The sequence below is a fragment of the Segetibacter koreensis DSM 18137 genome (assembly GCF_000374045.1).
Taxonomy (GTDB): domain Bacteria; phylum Bacteroidota; class Bacteroidia; order Chitinophagales; family Chitinophagaceae; genus Segetibacter; species Segetibacter koreensis.
In genome coordinates this window covers 155,811-175,975 of sequence record NZ_KB893326.1, presented here as the reverse complement: position 1 = coordinate 175,975, position 20,165 = coordinate 155,811, and the positions used below count along the sequence as shown (strand labels likewise).

Below are 20,165 nucleotides of genomic sequence, written 5' to 3'. Positions count from 1 at the left end.
ACGCCTGGCAGAATTTAATAGCCAGGATTTTGAACAAGAACAGGGGCATTGCGATCAATTTCTGTTTGAGGAATAGGCCAAAACTCATACTTGTCCTCGTATTTGGTTTTAATAGTCGGAACCAAAGGATTTGGAACAAAGCCATTTAACTTTTGAGTAGCTATCCCCCAACGTCTAAGATCAAAATAACGCAATCCTTCCATTGCAAATTCCACCCTGCGCTCATGTCGTATGCGATCTCTCATTTGTTCTTTTGATAGCCCTGAAGGCAGAGACGGCATATTTACTCCCGGACGTGCCCGCACTTCATTTACTTGCTGGTATACAGTTGCGTCTGCGCCTCCCGCTTCGTTTTGCGCTTCGGCGTACATCAATTTCACATCCGCCAAACGTAACAATACAAAATCATTGTCGTCTAAAGCGCCATAATCAGGATTTGTCAAAGAAGGTGTCAGCCATTTCTTAACCGTATAATAACCATTTAACCAACTGTCTTTTCCTATCATAGCCACCGAGAGGTCCCCGGTAAACGGCCAACCCTGGGCTTTAGTATCACCCGCGAAGAAAAATGTCATAGTCTTTCTTGGGTCTCCTGCTTCATATTCATTTATTAAATCCTGCGTGCCCAACTCCCCCTTCCAGCGTTGAAGGTGTACAGCTAACGCGACATCCTGGTGTTGTATGTTGGGAAGCTGGTATTTTACCGAAAACATAATTTCCTTACTGGAGTTTTGATCAGGTTTATAAAAATTTGAAGCGTAATTAGGGTTCAAAGAATAGTTATTATCGTCAATAACTTGCTTTGCGAGTGCGGCAGCTTCTGAATATTTTTTTTCAAAAAGCAATACTCTTACTTTATAACCTTGTGCAGTACCTTTTACCGCATGACCTGAGCTGTAAGTTATATTAGGCAATGCAGCAATAGCAGAATCCAAATCACTCTCAATAAATTGAAGCACCTCGGCTCTCTCAGACTTTGCTAATCCTTTTTTATAATCGAGCGTAAACGGATCAGCTTTAACGACGGGAACATTGCCATAAAGCTGTGCAAGCCAAAAGTAGTTGAAGGCTCTTAAGAAATAGGCTTCACCTTTGTAAACCGACAGCTTATCGCCTGTGAGCACTTTATCAACATTTGCGAGAAACGAATTGATGGCGGCTATAGCACGGTAATTATTAGTATAATAACTATTTACAAAACCACCGGACAACGGTGTGAGACCTGAGGTAAGAGCTGATGTACCTCCACCATAATCATATTGGCCATAAGAGTCATCGCTGAAATTGTCCCATGCCATAACTGTATACTGGGAAGTAGCATAGCCTCCACCACTTGCATATAAATAATTGTAAAGGCCAGTTAGCGCCAGATCTGCGTCTGCCTCTGTTTTCCAGAAAACAGAAGTGGATAACTGGTCAGGTGGGCTTACATCTAACAAGTCCTTTTTACAGGAAACAAAAAGAATAGAGGATGTTAAAGAATAAAGTATTATATATTTTAATGAGAATTTCATATTCTACAATTTTTGATAGTTAAAATTGAACGTTTGCACCAAAAGTAAAAGTCCTGATTTGAGGGTAAGTCACATAGTTGCCGTCGCTGGTTCTCTCAGGATCGAGGCCAGGAAATTTGCTAAAGGTTATTACGTTATCTGTAGCAAAATAAACCCTCACAGACTTTATCCCTGCCTTATTAATGTAGTGGGAACGCAGTGTATAACCTAGTTGAACATTTTTCAGACGCATAAAAGATGCATCTTTTAAAAAGTAAGTGGACGCATAATTTTGAACCGGAGCATAACTATCAGCAACATAAATCTTAGGCATTGTATTGGTATGATTGGTTGGAGTCCAGCGATTTCTCCAATCAGTTGTGGGAACAGAACCTTGACGGAATGGTTCTATGCCCCAACCATTGACGTAAATTTTTTGACCTTGCGAACCGTATAATTGTGCGCTGAAATCAAAGTTTTTCCAGCCTGCAGAGAGGTTGACCGCATACTGGTAAGAAGGATATTTACCACCCACATAACTGCGGTCTTTGTCATCAATATTCCCATCGCCGTTTACGTCTCTTATTTTCAAATCACCCGGTGTTGGAGTTACCGGTTGTTTGGGTGATTTGTCAATTTCCTCCTGGCTTTGAAAAATACCGTCCCATACGTACATGTAATATTCATCAAGCGGGTGTCTTTCCTCCCGTATGGTTGTATTACCAATCTCGGTTTTACCATATGATTCGAGTATATTTTTATACTTCTGAAAATTAACCCCGATGCTATAAGAAAAATTCTTACTAATTCTGTCCCTGTATTGCGCATTAATCTCTAATCCCTTGTTTCTTACAGCGCCATTATTAATTGTCGGCGCGTTTAAACCCAACCACAGCGGTACTTGCGAACCCCGAAGAATATCAAAAGTGTATTTGTTGAACCAATCGGCAGTGATTGATAATTTGTTGCTAAAAGCTGAAAGATCCATTCCTATATCTAAAACTCTTGTTGTTTCCCATGTTAAACTAGGATCAACTAATGTGCTTGCAGAATAGCCTGGAGACACTGAACCACCAAATGCATAGTCCCTGTTATTCAAAGTAGACTGGTAGGGATAAGTACCAATATTCTGATTACCAAGTTGTCCCCATGATCCCCTTATTTTTAAATCATTCAGCCAGCGCACATCCTGCAAAAAAGCTTCTTTTGAAATTCTCCATGCCCCGGAAAACGAATAAAACAAACCCCATCTTGTATCTTTAGGTAAACGCGAAGTACCATCATAACGGACACTCGTACCAAAAAGGTATTTATCCTGGAAATCGTAATTAAGATTTCCGTAAAATGAACGGATTGCCCATTCTGAAGATGTACCGCTGTTAGTCATTCCATTACTTGGACCAGCGTTCAGTTCTCTCAATAAGTTCGTTGTAAATTGGGTCCGACCTGCATTAAGGCTACTTCCCTGGTTATGCTCCTGTTGATAGCCACCAAATGCAGAAAGAGTATGATCACCAAAAGTTCTTTTAAAGTTTAACTGGCTATAATAAACTGTGTAAATATTATCAGTTCTTCCAACATTTAAGCCCGGCGTTCCAACATCCAGAAGCCCCGCAGAGCTCATGTCATTATAATAATAGGTCTGTACCACCGGCCTGAAATCATTGGATTTATAGGAATCATAATTAGCTCCTGCCCTGTTTTCCCAAGTTAATCCCTTGACAATTTCTATATCCATTGAGAGATTACCCTGCAAGTAATAATCGTAGGATCTTACCCTCACATCTTCCCCCACTATTGCTACAGTGTTCTTATTTCCCTGTTCATTAGGGTAAGCCCTTTTTATCCATCGGCCATCAGGAGACTTTGGTGGATAAAGCGGTGATTGAGCCAGGGTAGACAAGAACATATCGCCAGCTCCCTGGGGCGGATATTTTCTATCTCCATACCGCATCTGCACATTTGTGCCAATAGTCACTCGCTTATTTACTTTAGAGGATAAACCTAAGTCCATTGTGTATTTTTTGTATTCAAAACCAATCATAGTTCCTGGTTGGTCGGTAATTCCGATACCGAGGCTGTAATTGGTATTTTCCCTGCCACCACTAAGGTTTAAATAATGGTTATTGGTATAAGCAGTCTTAAAAAGATCATTGAGCCACTTATGATTTGGATATTTAACCCTGTCGGTTGCATTTCTATATAAGTCGATCTGAGCCTGGGTATATAAAGGAGCGCGGCCAGAATTAGTATAAGCTTCGTTGGACAACTCCATATATTCTGCAGAATTGCTGACAACATCGGGAAGGCTCGTAGGGTTGGAAATTCCCAGGTTATAATTATACTGTAGTGAAAATCCTCCTGCTTTTCCTTTTTTTGTTTTTACCACGATTACCCCGTTGGCACCTCTTGAGCCATAAATAGCTGCCGAGGCTGCGTCTTTTAAAAGACTCACAGATTCAATATCATTGGGGTTAAGAACGGTAAGACTACCTGGCAAACCATCTATAATTACAAGAGGGTCATTTCCGGCTCCGCTAAATGTGCTTATACCCCTTACCCGAAAACTTACGCCTTCATTGCCTGGCTCACCTGATCCTTGTATTACCTGCAATCCCGGCATCTGGCCCTGCAGTAAAGTAGTTGGATTTGTTGCTACTCGTTTGTTCAGTTCCTCGCCTGAAACCGTTACTACAGCACTTGTTAACTTTCTTTTTGCCTGTGTTCCATATCCTACAACTACAACTTCACTCATAAGTGATGTAGCAGATTGTAATGAAATATTAATTGTAGAACGCCCCCCTACTTTTGCTTCCTGGGTTACGTATCCAACAGAGCTAACCACAAGTGTGGCATTAGATGGAGCATTGATTGTAAAACTTCCATTGGCATCGGTCTGGGTAGCGGTATTCGATCCCTTTACCTGCACCGTAGCACCAGTTAAAGCAGTATCTCCAACTGAGACTCTGCCTGTAATAACGTGTTGTGCAAAAACAACGGATGAAAAAATACTGAAAATAACAAGAAAAAGAAGTTTAAGGCTTTTAGGCCTAATACCCGCTTTAAAAGAAAAACAGGTTTCACGCAGAGAGCAGTTCGTCATAGCAATGCTTTGAGGTTTGGAAAATAGTGGATATGATTGTCCTGTTAAACAGCAATCGAATAATCAAAAATATAGTTTCGAAATCGATTTCCTAAAAATTTGATAATTTTTATTATTTAACTATCTTTTTTACAAATTCACCCTTTGCGTTTATGTGAGTAGAAAAAATTAAAAGAAAACCAGTAATGGTTAATGGTCAGGTAAAACGGAATTACCAATAATGTAACCTCTTTTTATTTGCATTAGCCAAATTGTTATTGGTCAAAATATTACCGTTTTGAGATGTTATATTTCGGAAACAGATTCAGCATCTGTTAAAACAGTCTTTATTGGTGTGGGGAGAACACAAAAATAAAAAAATTTCCAGAGTAGATCATTTGTTTTATAATTAATACTTGTGTTATAATTACTCTCAAATTATTTAAAATGCAATTGTACATTCTTCATTTGCTGGTTATGTAAAACCGCTGCCTGTGCTCCTCCCTGCCACATAATAACCTGAATACTGTTTAGCATTTCTGCCACGTTTGCCACAGGCTTTCCATTAATTTCCCTTATCACATCACCGGCTTCCAATCCGCTTTTTTCAGCAAAGCTTCCCCGGCTTACCTTTACTATCAAGACCCCTTCTTTATCGGGCAGTCCAGAGGCAGATTGTTCACCTGGCGTTTCGACATTTTTAATTATTGCCCCAAGCCATTCTGTCGACAATCCCTTCTTCTCAACAGCTAAGGTTCGTACACCTGCTATCGGCGCCTTTTGTGCCTTTTGCTTTAATGAAGAACTTACTACACCAAAGTCATTCATCGGGAAATTTTTAAATCCAATCGATAATGCCTTTGATGTTGGCATAACCCTAAAATCACCGCCTGCGTCATCAACAAATTGGGGGTTACCCTGGAGACTATGCTCATCTGTTCCCTTTTTTTGTGCTGCTGCAAGAGCTGTCTTTTGTATAAAAAAATTATGATCAACCTCTTTTCCCCAGACAGAAATCCTGATAGGGGCATATTCTGCAGTAACAATATTATGCGCAAACACATCCATGCTTCCGGTATACCAGACATGTGGATGAAAAGTATTGTTGACAACAATATTATTTTCTACGACACGATAATAACCTTCACGAAGTTTCAATCCACCATTAAGACATAGATTATTGTAAATACGGTAGTTGCTACTGCCGTCATCGAGGTCAATATCCCATCCATGTGCACAATAGAAACGATTATTACGAAGGGTTATGGGTTTAATAACGTCGAGTAATGGAAGATCAGGAAACTTCTCAACATTGCTGTCAACAGCGCTTATAGAAGGCAACCAGTATCGGTCCCTTCCCCACGAATTATAAGCACCATGATCGCCAGTTTCGAGTACAGTATTAAAAACATCGTTGAACTCAATCATGTGGCCACCCCAGCAACCATCGCCCACGTTAATGCCGGCCCGGGGAACATGGTATATCGTATTATGGCTAACAGTTATATTCATTGCCATGTCTATTTCCACTCCTGCTACCTGTTTTTCTACGGTGCCGATTGTATGAATGAGGTTATCATATGCTTTGCATGCTGCAGGATAATTATTTGTTTTAGGGCCGGGCGTCATGTCCATTTTATCAAGAGGAACAAAGGATTCATAACCAAAAGCCGGAGACCGAACCGCGGCAGTATCTCCCACAAACGCTATTGCATTACCACCAATATTATGAATGTAATTATGCTCGATTAAAACGTTTCGGTTGTATTTACTGACAAAGATTGCATGACCACCTAAAGCATTAAAAGTACAATTGCTGATGTTGATGTTTTTTACACCTTCAGTTATTACAGCACCACCCCGATAAATGGTCCAGTCGGTACGAAGCAGCCGCTCTTTTGTAAGCATAAACGTGCGATTAGTACCCGTAAAAGTGATGCCTTTAATAGTAACATTTGACACTGGCTTTTGCTCAGTACCTTTTATTCGAATAATATTATCCAGCACAGAACGTTCAAACAATGCTGTATGTAAGTTCACTCCCCTCGGTGGATATAAATATAAGATACCGGATGATGCATTATAATACCATTCTCCCGGCGCATCTAGTTCTTCAAAAATATTTTCAACAAAACGATACTCTTTGTGCATAGGAGCCGGACGGTTATTTTGCCAGCCACCTTCAAGCGATAAACTATCCCTGTCCGTTTTACCCGTAATCCTGTAATGAAAATCACCCCATTCAGCCTGGTGTAAAGCATGTAGATAGCCACCTTCAGGATGGGACCAATTCTTAACACGCTGAGGACTTATTGCGTCCGCCGCCCAGCCATTAAAAACACGAATTGAGCTATCAAAATTGGGATAGCGAGCCATATTCAAAGGCGTTCCATTACACAATAAGCGATCAATAGAAAATCTCGTGTCAATTGATGCCTGTAATATCTGCCCCTTATACGTTTTCCATTCCGGATTTATTTTTACAGCGCCGCTAATTGTTACCTGTTCATTATTATAAGGCAAAATTTGCAATTGACGATCCTTCAGTAATTCCGCTGTAATCTCTAGTGTCTTACTTAAACCATACCTGCCGCTCCTTAACCATATTCTCACTTTATTTTCTTTTGCGATACCTACTTTATCTAATGCAGTTTCAATTGTTTTAAAAGGTTTATTTAAAGTTCCTGCATTATTATCGTTTCCATTGACAGCGACATAAAAATTGGTTTGGCCCGTACAACACAGAAAAGTTTGAAAAAGAATAATCGATAAAAAAATTTGCTTCATTAATAATTAGTTGTAAAAGTTTATTATCTATTCCCTAATGACTCATTGCGATGAAACAAACTTATTGATAAGTAGGTCGTTAAGGGTAACCGTTATTATCATCTTTTTAAATTTCAATCTGGCATTAACGGGCTTTAGTCAACTGATCAAAACTACTTCATTCACAATCGATTTCAACTTATTAAAATCTTTTTCACTCCTTATAAAATCCGTCTTACTAACATAAGGGCACAAGTTATTCTGTTGGCAAATATTGTATTTTTGAATTGCAATGAATGGCAAAAGAATAATTATTTATGATCTGGCAGCCGAGCTTGGTATCTCTGCATCGTATGTTTCAAGGGCACTTAACAGCCATCCGCTAGTAAGTAAAAAAATTGTAGAGACAGTAAAGAAAAAAGCAATTGAATTAAATTACAAGCATAACTCTCATGCTGCCAATCTTCGACAAGGTTCGTCTAAAACAATCGGCGTCATTGTACCACATATTAATCAAAGCTTTTTCTCAGAAGCTATAGCAGGAATCGAAGAAGTATGCTTTGCAAATAATCACAGTTTAATCATTTGCCAGTCACATGAGTCCTATAAACAAGAATGTACGGCTATAGAAACATTAATACACCAAAATGTTGATTGTATTTTAATTTCTATTTCTGCTGAAACAGAATCACCGGACTACCTCAATGAAGTAATTAGCCACAAAATACAACTAATTCAATTTGATCGTTATCTTGATACAGTAAATAGCAGTAGAGTTGTAAACAATAACAAAGAGGCTTCGTATGAGGCCGTAAAAAAACTGATTGAGGAAGGATATCGCCAGGTTGCTTTCATTGGAGGGCCGGAACATCTAACTATTTTCAAAGACCGCAAGGAGGGTTACTTAAAAGCCATCAGAGAGGCCTGTCTAAGCATCCCGTGTCATTTTATTGTTGATAATGCTTTATCAAAAGAAATAGCTGTAAACATATCAACCGAGTTGTTAAAGCTAAAGCAACCACCCGATGCATTTTTTACCGTATCAGACCATCAGTCATTAGGGGTGTTGCAAGTTGCGGAATCCTTGGGTATTGAAGTACCAGAAAAATTAGGAATTTTTGGATTTGCAAATGAAGCTTTTACCGAATTAATAAAGCCTGCTTTATCGTCCGTTGACCAAAAAGGTAAGGAATTGGGAAAGTGTGCTGCTAATCTTTATTTCAGAACCATTGCACAAAGAATCGCTTCAACAGAAACAGATAAAAAAGAAATAATTAACAGTGAAATAATTGTCAGGCAAAGTTCTTTAAGATCAATGGCCGCAGTAAAAATTTAAACATTCACTTTAAATTTCAACCCCTACCCTACTAATAAAGATGCATGCTACTCTCAACTTACGCAATTTCAACCATTGCTTTAATCACTCCATTAGCTGGATGTAACCACTGTTCAAATTCATCCTTTACATTCTCAAATACAACACGGTGAGTAATGTAAGTTGTAGGATCTACTTTCATCTTTTTCATAGCATCAATGACATGTTCAAAATCTGCTCTTATTGCATTTCGACTGCTCATTAATGTCGCCTCTCTTTTATGAAATTCCGGATGACTAAAACAAATATCTCCTTTTTGAAGGCCAATCAATACATACCGCCCTCCATGAGACATATACCGAAATGCGTTATTGATAGCTTTCAAATTACCTGTTGCATCCATTACTACGGTTGGCATATCTCCATTTGTAATGGCTGACAATTGCTCCAACACATCAGAAGCTAATGCGTTGATAACATATTCTACTTTCAATTTATCTTTAGAAAACTGCAGCCGATTATCATTAACATCAATGGCAATAACTTTAGCCCCGGCAATGCGCGCAAATTCCATTGTTCCCAGTCCTATAGGTCCCGCACCTACTACTAATACAAATTCTCCTTCCTTCACTTCTGCTCTCCGTATACCATGAGCGCCGATGGCTAACGGTTCAACAAGTGCAAGTTCGTCAAAGCTTAATCCTTCTCCATGCACAAGAGAATAAGACGGAACTGAAAGATATTCTCTCATGCCACCATTGCAATGAACACCACATACCTTTATGTTGCTGCAGCAATTAGGTTTTCCTAAACGGCAGGCAATGCAATGACCACAGTTGAAGTACGGAACAAACGTAACTGCTTCTCCAACGCTGAAACCCGGCGCTCCATCAAACTCTATTAATTCCCCGGCTAACTCGTGACCCAAAATACGGGGATATTCAAAAAAAGGTTGAGTTCCTTCAAAGGCATGAAGATCAGTTCCACAAATTCCAATACGTTTTATTTTTATAATAGCGTGACCTTTTTCCAGTTGAGGTTTTTCTTCAGATATATATTCGAATTGCCCCGGTTGAGTACATACTAATGTCTTCATTTCTAATATTTTTATTACAGATAACCAGTTTTTACTAAAAGGATAATATCCTTTTAGTAAACCTTTTCTTTAATTCTATTGCAGAATTAATAATTATTATTGCTTTTTATCCAATTCCTTGTAAAATCAAACAGAGTATTTTAGCTCTGGCAACTTCTTTATTTCGTATGATGCAAAAGATTGAGCGCATTACTGGTTAAAGACAGGCCTGTTATTTAAAAACTTTAATTTTTTACTTACCTGCTTAAGCCATTCTATTGCCATTAATTCGTGACCAGCGGGCATTGGATGAATGCCATCCCATATCCAATATTCCGCCGGAGCTTTTGATAATGCTCCGTTGAATGCACTCTGAAATGGCACAAAAGCAGTCTTATATTCAACCGACAATTTTTTAACTACTTGCTGCCGTTTTTCAACTTCCCTTAAATAATCGTCCCACTTTTCCTTCACTTTACCTACGGGCAGAATGAACGGTTCGCAAAGAACGAATTGCACATTCGGTAGTTGTTGTTTTGTTTGCTGCAGTAAGGAACGATAGCCACTTTCATATTGTTCAGCAGAAAAGTTTTTATCACCATTTATGAATGCTGAAGTATCATTTATGCCAATCAAAATACTTAACAGGTCTGGCTTCAATTCCAGCGTATCCTGTTGCCAACGTGCAGTTAAGTCGGTTACTTTGTTACCGCTGATGCCCCTATTAAAAAAATGAAACCCTTTCTTAGGGAAATCGTACCATAATTTGCTTGCAATGATATATTGGTAGCCGTTTCCCATTACGTGATTCCAATCATTATTGCGACTTCTGTTCCCATCGGTGATAGAATCACCCTGGAATAAAAAAGTAAAATTATTGCCTTCTTTGTTGTCATCACTTCTTATGTATGGATTTGCCTGTAAGAGTTGTGGTACCGCTATAGCCATAGCTCCTAATACCGCTGTATTTTTTAAGAAGCATCTTCGGTTATTAATTAATTTTTCGTTTGTCATTAATAGATAAAACTATTAGAAAAAGATCAATTTAATGCAGCTATTTTATTTCCTTTTCCTCGTTGTGCAACAACACAATGCCAGATGACATTGTGTTGTTGCCGTTCTGTCTAAACTTGTTCTCTTTTAGCAGAATTGATAATTAAATATTTATTTACTGGTAGTTCTAAACTAGATCCTGACCTGAAATTTTTAAAGTATAAGCGTGCTCTCCGGGCTTTTTAGAGGGAAGTGTTACCTTCAGACCTTCTCCGTCCCTTGTGAACTGAACCTTGCCAACACCTAATAATTCCACATTTTCTATGTTGCCAACTTTTTGTTCACTGGTTGTAGCCAAGGGTTTGATGACTACCTGGCCGCCTTCTGGCCAGCCCATAAAAAAAGCATACAAATTTTTACCTTTGGTAGTAAACCGTACATCTTCATAAGAAAAATCTTTGCGGTTTTTTTCATTGAATTGCTGCGCAGAATTTACTTCTTTTGGGTTTTTTGTTATTTCTGTTTGTGGCCCGGCCCCAAAGATCTTCCAGGGACGGGTGCCATAAATACCTTCGCTGTTTACAGCCATCCATTTGGTAATACCATCCAATACATTTAATTCGTCGCTATCAAGCATGCCGCTCGCGGGCAGGGGAAAATTCAGCATTAGATTACCGTTACGGCTAACAATATCTACCAGCATATCTACTACTGTTTTTGCTGTTTTGTATTTACCCACTCTTTCCCTGTTGTAATGCCAGTCGCCAATGCACGTGTCTGTTTGCCATGCAAGAGGCCAGATGGTTTCCACTACTCCCCTTTCTACATCAAACACACAAATCCCAGTTCCTGGGGCTGAGTCTTCAGATCTTTTACTTGTATAAACCGCCTGTGTTTTCCCCCCGTATTTTGCAGCACTTTTATTATACATGTGCGCCAACATGTTAAGTCCATGTTCTTCAAAAGGCATTTGGCCGTCACAATACAAAAGATCTGGTTCGTGTTGGTCTACCAAATCTTTAATTCTGTCAAACCAATGCTTTTTCCAGCTTTCAGGAATCCCGTTCTCGTTCCAGTCTAAATTTGGACTAAATACTTCTTCACAACGGCCGTAATATTCAAAGTTTTTAGGATCGGCGCCATCATATGGAACCCCTGCCAGTTGACCTTCTTTATCACTCCCTTTGCTTGACGAAAACCATTTATAGGTGATCCACAAGTGATCGCTTATCCCAAATCTTAAACCATGTTTTCGCGCCGCTGTTTTAAACATGCCTACTATATCTTTTTTAGGACCCATGTTTACAGAATTCCATCGATTATATTTAGAATTCCATAAATCAAAATTATCGTGGTGTACCCCCATGGTCATAAAATACTTAGCACCTGCTTTTTTGTATAATCCCATCAAATAATCAGCATCCAACTTTTCTGCTTTCCATGCAGGAATTGTGTCTTTGAAACCAAACTTCGATGGATGTCCATAAGTCTTTACATGGTAATCGTATTGTTTATGACCCTCGATATACATGTTTCGTGCATACCAGTCTCCCGCCTCTACCGCCGATTGTGGTCCCCAGTGCGCCCATATGCCAAACTTAGCATCCCTGAACCAATCTGGAATTTCATAAGTTCTAAGAGAAGCCCTGGTTCCAACAAAAGGGCCTTTATCAATATTATCTAAAAGTGGTACTTCAGTAGCAGCATTATTACTGTTAAAAGCTGAAGCAGGATTTAGTTGCAAAGCAGGAACCCCTAACGCGAGGCTTTTTAAAATGTCTCTTCTTGAAATAGGCATATGGCAGATATATTATTTAGTGATTTATCTATTTACGTTTTTATCTGATTAAATATCTTATTGATTATATCATTTGACTTTAATCTACTTGTTTATTTACATAAAACTGGTAGTAACCGGTTTTACGAAAGGCAACCTTAACAAAAGTAAAAGTTTTAGAAATCGATTTCATAAAAATAGGTTTTTTTCATTCATAGTTTTTCGCCCATAACTTCTGGGAACAATGGAGCAAAAAGTAGATTTCAAGTAAACTTTGAAATTGTATCGGTTGTACAGTGAATCTATTTAAAGTAGTGATGATCAACTTTTATAACTCGTATAAAAAATTGCAAACACTTTCAGCTAAAGGAAAAAGTGAGGTTACCTATTAAAATGAAGTATGTTGCTGAAGATTGCAAAAAAAAACGGGAAGCTGAACAACGCACGACATCGTATATCTTCTGTCTCCGCTTTGTAAGCAGTTCTTAAGACCGATGAAGTCACATAATGGCCAGGAACGGTTCGTAAGTTTTAGATTAGATGCTTAAAGCTTTATTAGTAACAATGTTAAGGTCTATTTTTCATCATTACAGTTGCAATGAATGGAAGGGTTTAGAATAGAAGGAGTTAATTAAATCATTGACTCTTTTATTTATTAATAGCAGAATCTCTGTAAAAGTTGATGATTCGTATAATTCTTGTTCAGACGTTACAGTAGAAAGAATTTCTTTTATTTCTTCCAAACCTGCTGTTGATATATGGGCGATTAATTTAGAGTAAGTATATTTCGGTAGCGTCATTGATTTAATTTGTCGGTTTCTTTTTCGTTTTTCTGATACTTCAGAAAACGTGCCACCAATGCCAGTTTTTACTCATTTTTATAAAAGGGGATAAAACGTTGCCCATAAACCCATAATCTATAATTCTTGTAAAAATTTTCCACTTCTGTTCCAGGCTGCTGTAATATCAAGTGCATAGAAATAACAAATCATTTTTCCGCAAAAAGGCAAATATTAGCACCAATCTAACTTAATAAAAAGTTGTTGTACCTCCATTAGCCAAAGGAAAGTAATTTAATGTTACATTTTAGTTCATCTATTTTTAACAAATTTGATTTGAACAGTGTAATAGCTTTATGCGGAATCACCAGTAACATTAAAAAAAATCAGAACGGAAATTGAGACCAAATATTTTAATTACTATCGCAATTGCTTTCTTTTTTAGCATAAAATCAGCATATTGCCAATATGCAAATATTGAGTTTATTGAAAATAAAGGCCAATGGAATGAAAACGTAAAATTTAAGGGCGTTATGAATAATGGGGCTTTTTTCCTTACGGAAAAAGGTTTTCGTGTTTTACAAAGTAAAGCTGAAGATCTTGAAAAAATGTCTGATTTTTTTCATGGTTTTTCTCATGTTTCTGCTCACAATATTGCTGCTAAATCTGTTATTCCACCAAAGGATGAAGATGGAATAACTGTACATTCACACGCCTATAATGTAGAATTTATAAATGCACAAACTCCCGCAATTGTCGGAGATAAGCCTTTAAATACCTATAATAATTATATAATTGGTAATGATCCTTCTAAATGGAAAGGCAATTGTCGTATATACCAGGCAATTACTTACCAGAATATTTACCCGGGCATCGATATAAGGTATTATACAAATGATGGAAAACTAAAGTATGATATTGTAGTTCATGCAGGAGCAGACCTTTCTCATCTGGCAATGAAGTATGATGGTGTGGATGGTTTGCAGGTAAAAAACGAACAGTTGGTTATCAAAACATCTGTAGGTGAAACACGCGAACTTGCGCCATACGCCTACCAGGTAGTAGCTGGTGTTAAAAAAGAAGTAGGCTGCCGGTTTAAAGTAGCCGGAAAAACAGTTCAATTTGCTGTAAACAATTATTCAAAATCTTCCGAATTAATTATAGATCCTACACTTGTCTTTTCAACTTTTACGGGCAGCACTGCAGACAATTGGGGATACACTGCTACTTATGGTCCTGATGGGAGTTTTTATGCCGGAGGAATTGTATTTGATCAGGGTTTCCCAACAAGTCCGGGTGCGTTCAGCACTTCTTTCAATGGAGGAATCGATGATGAAGGAATTGGTCCTTACGATATTGGCATTATAAAATTCAGCCCAAATGGTTCGGACCGTACTTATGCTACTTATATTGGCGGAAGTGGAAATGAACAACCCCATAGCCTTGTAGTTGATGGTCAGGGCGAGTTAGTATTAGCCGGACGCTCCAATTCGCCCAACTTTCCTACAACAGTTACAGACAATGGAGGCGGAGGTTATGATATAATTGTTACCAAATTAAATGCAGCAGGTTCGGCCCTTGTAGGTTCCAGAAAAATAGGTGGAAAAGAGTCAGATGGAGTGAACATTAGGCCGAAATACCCTCAATCACCCGTTACAAGCATTCGCAGAAATTATGGTGATGATGCAAGAGGTGAAGTAATACTTGATAATGATGGAAATATAATACTTGCCTCTAATACACAATCTGCGCTTTTTCCAACTACCGGGGGCGCTTTTCAAAAAACTTCTGGTGGAAAACAGGATGGAGTTCTTATAAAATTGACTTCTAATCTTAGTAATATTCTTTTCAGCACCCTGATCGGCGGAAGTGGAAATGATGCCGCTTTTGTATTGGCCATAAACCCTACTGATAATAATATTTATGTAGGTGGTAATACTGATGGTGCCGATTTTCCCGGCAATAAAACAAATGCTTTACACCCTGCATACCAGGGAGGTGAAACAGATGGATTTGTCTCTATTGTATCGCCTGACGGAGGTGCTTTATTAAAAACAACATTCATAGGTACTGCAGATATTGATATGTTATATGGCATACAATTCGACAAATTTGGTTTCCCTTATATTATGGGCACAACAACAAGTGATACTTGGCCGATAGTAAATGCAGCTTTTTCCCAAAGCAAAGGCAAGCAGTTTATCGCGAAGCTGAAGCCGGACTTGTCTGCCTATGAATATTCAACGGTCTTTGGCAGCGGTGCAAAAACGCCGAACATCTCACCCATTGCCTTCCTGGTCGACAGGTGTGAAAATGTTTACGTTTCAGGCTGGGGTGGAACGACAAATTCTGATATGAATTATCCAAATGCAGGCACATCAGGTTTGTCTGTAACCCCAGACGCAATTCAATCAAAAACTGATAATAGCGATTTTTACTTTTTTGTATTAGAAAGAAACGCAGCAGGTCAGTTATACGGCAGTTTTTTTGGTCAGGTGGGTGGACTTGGCGAACACGTAGATGGAGGAACAAGCCGCTTTGACCGAAACGGGGTCATTTACCAGGCCTTGTGTGCCAATTGTGGCCGTGATGTCCCTTTTCCTACAACTCCCGGCGTTTGGTCTCCCTCAAATGGTTCTACCCGGTGTAACCTGGCAGCCGTCAAAATAGCTTTTAATCTCGCAGGTGTGGCAAGCAGTGTGAGGGCTTCTATCAATGGAGTCATAAGCGACACTTCCGGCTGTGTACCTTTAACGGTCGATTTTACTGACACCCTTGCCTCAGCTAAAAAATATGTCTGGAATTTTGGAGATGGCTCCGCAGATGTTGCAACTGCAGACCCAACTATAAGTCATACTTTCAACGCCGCAGGCACTTACCAGGTTAAACTCATCTCAATTGATAGCTCAAAATGTAATATTGCAGATTCTGCCTATACGCACATAAAGGTGAGAAGCGACAAAGTAAACCTGGGCTTTGCATCACAAAAGTTACTTCCGTGCGAATCTGCTAATTACCAGTTTACAAATACTTCACTTATAAACACGCCAGGCAGAAACTTTACAAATACATCTTTTACGTGGTATTTTGGTGATAGCACTCCCCCTGTTACCGCTGGCCTTAACCTTGTTACACATGCATTTCCGGGACCGGGCGTCTATAAAGTAAAACTGGTATTGACAGACACGTCTTTTTGTAATGCACCGGATTCTGTTGAAATTCCCTTAAGAATAGCTACGAACGTGAAAGCGCAATTTGAGACTCCTCCTGGTGGTTGCGCCCCCTACAATGCCGTATTTGATAACATATCTGCCGGAGGACAGCAATTTTTTTGGGCCTTTGGAGACGGAGAAACTTCTACTGAAGCTAGTCCCACCCATGTATATACTGTTCCCGGCACCTACTCAATTACTTTGAGAGCAGTTGATTCCGGAACATGCAACATGATGGATACAACCGGTATGACAATAGTAGTCAGTGATAAACCAACGGCTTCGTACACGTTTACCCCAAATCCTCCGCAAGAAAACACCGCCGTTAATTTTTCAAATAATTCTATCGGTGCAACCCATTATGTTTGGAAATTTGGCGATGGCGATTCATTGAACGCCCGCTCACAGGAACCTGTTTCCCACATTTACAACGAAACCGGAACTTTTAATACCTGCCTGGTTGCTTTAAATAACTTCGGCTGCCCCGATACCACCTGCCAGCATATTGTCGCACGAATAACTCCTCTGATTGATGTTCCCAACGCTTTTACTCCAAACGGAGATGGAATAAATGACAAAGTGTTTGTACGTGGGTTTGCAATAAGTAAAATGACCTGGCGAATTTATAACCGTTGGGGACAAATGGTCTTTGAAACAAATGACAAAACACAAGGCTGGGATGGAACTTTTAAAGGGAGTATTCAACCAAAAGAAGTTTACCATTATTCGCTGGCTGTTCAATTTTCAGACAATTCGAAATACGAGAAAAAAGGTGACATAACATTATTGAGGTAAGAGAAACAAAAAGCCGCAAATATCTTCCTATACAAATTCCTGTTGCTTACATTCACATACTGTATTAGTTGTCATAAAGAGATAGAAAAAACGTCTTTCCTTTATGATAGCTTCTCTTATAAACATTCCCCTTATTATTAATTTTTCAGGACTAATTTTTCCATAACCCTATAAACATTTTTTAATAGAAGATAAATTTGTCCTCTATTATTGAAACACCTTATATTTGCACCATAAATATGATGAATGTTTTCGAAAACATGTGAGTACGCCATAAGGGCGATGATTTTTATAGCCAGAAGAACAAAGGATGGAAGCAAAGTAGGCATTAAGGAAATTGCTAAAGAAATTGATGCTCCGGAACATTTCATTGCTAAAATTTTGCAGGAATTAATAAAAAAGGAATTGTTACAATCTTTAAAAGGTCCCACCGGAGGATTTTACCTTAACAAAAATTCTCTACAATGTTCTTTAGCTGATATAGTAAAAGCTATTGATGGAGATAAAATTTTTTCCGGTTGCGGCTTAGGACTCGATTATTGCTCAGAAATAAAGCCGTGCCCGATTCATAATGAATTTAAAAAAGTACGAAAGGATATTTATGACATGCTGCAAAGTGTAAAGCTAGATGAGTTGCAGGAACAACTGGAAAACAAACTGGCCTACCTGAAGCAGCGATAGTTTTTATAGAAAAAATAATAATTATTTTATTATGAACACAAGTAAGTATGGCATTCCGCGGTGGTTTGCTATTGTATCTTTATTATTCCCTTTTCCTTTATTAGCACAATCTGAAAGAACGGTACCGCCGTCTGCCTCCCCCGGAATAGGGGAAATAATAGTGCTTTGTTTGCTGGTATTGATAGTACTGGCGGCCGCAATATTTCTTTCGGTCGAAACACACGAGATGATGAAACTGGTGAGAAAAAAAATGAAGGGTGAATATACAGGAAAAGTAGAGGAATATTTTAATGCATTTGACAGTAAACAGATTGATACTTTTTTAAAATACAAACAAACAAGGAAGCTGAAGGCGACAGGTACAAATCTCCCTCTCCTGCTTTTTATGCTTCTTGGCGCAACATTATTAAGTACAAATGTATTTGCTCAAACAACAGCGGAAAAGCCTTTTTCCTTATTTAGCGAAGGCGGCATTGTTATAACGCTTATTTTAATTCTTACTCCCATTCTTACCGGTATTATACTTATGACATTAAAAGTGTCAAATATTGTAAAACGCTACCGCTTTAATCAGAATCTTGCAGAAGTAGAGCGGTTGACCGAATATTTAAAAACTTTACCCGAAGAAGAAATATCGGACGCTTTAAGAAAACGCAAAGCAGTGCTTGATTACAAGCTTAGACAAAATGAACTTTCGGGATCACTTCCACCCAATGATGATAAAGGTATAATTACTAATGTAAATGAACATGCGAATATTCGTTTTATCGCTGAAAAGAGAAAAGCGCTTAAACGGCCTGATGTAGATCCCCAACTTTCAAAACTTATTATCTGGTTTTTAATTACTGCTACCGTTTGGCTGGTGTTTGGCACTTCAATCGGAGAATATGCAGGTATTAAGTTTGTAGCGCCTGATGCAGATCATCTAAGCTGGCTCAGCTTTGGAAGGCTTAGACCAGTTCATACTAATTCTGTCTTCTGGGGTTGGTCTTCATTAGCTATGTTAGGATTAGGATATTATGTAGTACCACGCGTTGGCAACGTACAGATATATAGTTTAAAATGGGGATGGTACACTTTGTATTTAATCAATGCTACAGTACTGCTGGGCAGTATTTTGCTAATGGCGGGTATTAATAACGGCGGCGGCGAATACCGGGAATATGTATGGCCTATTCAGCTTTTGTTTGGTATCGGCCTTGCTCTTACATTAGCCAACTTTCTTAAAACAGTTGCCACTCGTAAAACCAAAGAAATATATGTATCAAACTGGTACATTATCGCCGCCGTTATGTTTGCTATCACGATTTCAGTAGTAGCTTATCTTCCATTTTGGCAAGACGGTTTAGGTGAAACAATTACTCAGGGTTACTATATGCACCAGGGGGTAGGTATGTGGTTTATGTTGTTTACCCTGGGGCTTGTTTATTATTATTTACCCCAGCAGCTAAATAAACCTATCTATTCCTACAGCCTGGGCATACTTGCTTTCTGGTCGCAGATATTTTTTTATACACTTATAGGTACCCATCACTTTGTTTTCAGTGCTATTCCCTGGTCTTTGCAGACAGTTGCCATTGTTGGAAGCGTGGGAATGGTGATACCCGTCGTTTCCGGTACTACCAATTTTTTAATGACCTTCAAGGGTTCATGGAATAAAGTTTCAGGTAGTTATACCCTCCCCTTCTTTATTATTGGAACCATATTTTATTTTTCGGGATCCCTTCAGGGTACAGCAGAAGCATTTCGTTTCACTAACCTTGTCTGGCACTTTACCGACTTTACAGTAGCGCACTCTCATTTAACCATGTATGGCATTATCGCATTTTTTCTTTGGGGTGGCATTTATGCCATTATTCCAAGGCTTACACGGCAGGAGCCTCCGCAGGTAACAGTAGGTATTCATTTTTGGATGGCGTTTATCGGGCTATTGTTTTATACTATTCCATTAATGATCGGGGGAACTTTAAGAGGCATGATGTGGCTGGATGGAAAACCATTTATTGACAGCGTTTCCTTCATGGCTCCTTACTGGCTTTGGCGAGCTATTGGCGGAACATTAATGTGGGCGTCTCACCTGGTTTTTGCCTTCAATATGTATAAAATGATCAATCCGAGAAAGGTTGTCAATATTAACGAAGAAGCTTTAGAAAAACTGACTTTAGAAGGCCATGAATTAGTAGATGTACAGTAATAT

The 20,165-nt window shown here is 38.8% G+C and carries 10 protein-coding genes; 4 read left to right on the top strand and 6 right to left on the bottom strand.

Going from position 1 to position 20,165, the window contains the following annotated elements; genetic code table 11:
- Positions 1–14: 14 nt before the first annotated feature.
- From B154_RS0112110 to B154_RS0112100, 3 genes are all read right to left on the bottom strand, one after another.
- Positions 15–1,514 carry a RagB/SusD family nutrient uptake outer membrane protein gene (locus B154_RS0112110; protein WP_018614516.1) on the bottom strand — a complete coding sequence of 500 codons (1,500 nt, stop codon included), beginning with the start codon at positions 1,512–1,514 and terminating at the stop codon, positions 15–17.
- Positions 1,515–1,533: 19 nt separating this feature from the next.
- Positions 1,534–4,596, bottom strand: a complete 3,063-nt coding sequence (locus B154_RS0112105; protein WP_018614515.1) for a SusC/RagA family TonB-linked outer membrane protein — start codon at positions 4,594–4,596, stop codon at positions 1,534–1,536.
- Positions 4,597–5,013: 417 nt separating this feature from the next.
- A complete protein-coding gene (locus tag B154_RS0112100; RefSeq protein ID WP_018614514.1) occupies positions 5,014–7,362 on the bottom strand; it encodes a right-handed parallel beta-helix repeat-containing protein in 2,349 nt (782 codons plus the stop codon).
- Positions 7,363–7,633: 271 nt separating this feature from the next.
- On the opposite strand from B154_RS0112100, the gene B154_RS0112095 reads away from it, so the two are divergent.
- Positions 7,634–8,677 carry a LacI family DNA-binding transcriptional regulator gene (locus B154_RS0112095; protein ID WP_018614513.1) on the top strand — a complete coding sequence of 348 codons (1,044 nt, stop codon included), beginning with the start codon at positions 7,634–7,636 and terminating at the stop codon, positions 8,675–8,677.
- A gap of 58 nt (positions 8,678–8,735) precedes the next feature.
- On the opposite strand, the gene B154_RS0112090 is transcribed toward B154_RS0112095, so the two are convergent.
- From B154_RS0112090 to B154_RS0112080, 3 genes are all read right to left on the bottom strand, one after another.
- On the bottom strand, positions 8,736–9,752 hold the full coding sequence (locus B154_RS0112090; protein ID WP_018614512.1) for a zinc-binding alcohol dehydrogenase family protein: 1,017 nt from the start codon (positions 9,750–9,752) through the stop codon (positions 8,736–8,738).
- A 189-nt stretch (positions 9,753–9,941) separates the two neighbouring features.
- Entirely contained in the window at positions 9,942–10,745 is an 804-nt protein-coding gene (locus B154_RS0112085; RefSeq protein ID WP_018614511.1) for an SGNH/GDSL hydrolase family protein, read from the bottom strand.
- A 166-nt stretch (positions 10,746–10,911) separates the two neighbouring features.
- Positions 10,912–12,522 (bottom strand): alpha-L-fucosidase, encoded by a 1,611-nt coding sequence (locus B154_RS0112080; RefSeq protein WP_018614510.1) that lies wholly within the window; start codon positions 12,520–12,522, stop codon positions 10,912–10,914.
- Between the two features lie 1,156 nt (positions 12,523–13,678).
- On the opposite strand from B154_RS0112080, the gene B154_RS0112070 reads away from it, so the two are divergent.
- The 3 genes from B154_RS0112070 (at position 13,679) to B154_RS28410 (ending at position 20,162) form a co-directional block, all read left to right on the top strand.
- Positions 13,679–17,287: a T9SS type B sorting domain-containing protein gene (locus B154_RS0112070; RefSeq protein ID WP_018614508.1), complete on the top strand. Its 3,609-nt coding sequence runs from the start codon at positions 13,679–13,681 to the stop codon at positions 17,285–17,287.
- A gap of 246 nt (positions 17,288–17,533) precedes the next feature.
- On the top strand, positions 17,534–17,968 hold the full coding sequence (locus tag B154_RS0112065) for an RrF2 family transcriptional regulator (protein WP_026260145.1): 435 nt from the start codon (positions 17,534–17,536) through the stop codon (positions 17,966–17,968).
- A gap of 31 nt (positions 17,969–17,999) precedes the next feature.
- A complete protein-coding gene (locus tag B154_RS28410; RefSeq protein WP_018614506.1) occupies positions 18,000–20,162 on the top strand; it encodes a cbb3-type cytochrome c oxidase subunit I in 2,163 nt (720 codons plus the stop codon).
- Positions 20,163–20,165 lie beyond the last annotated feature (3 nt).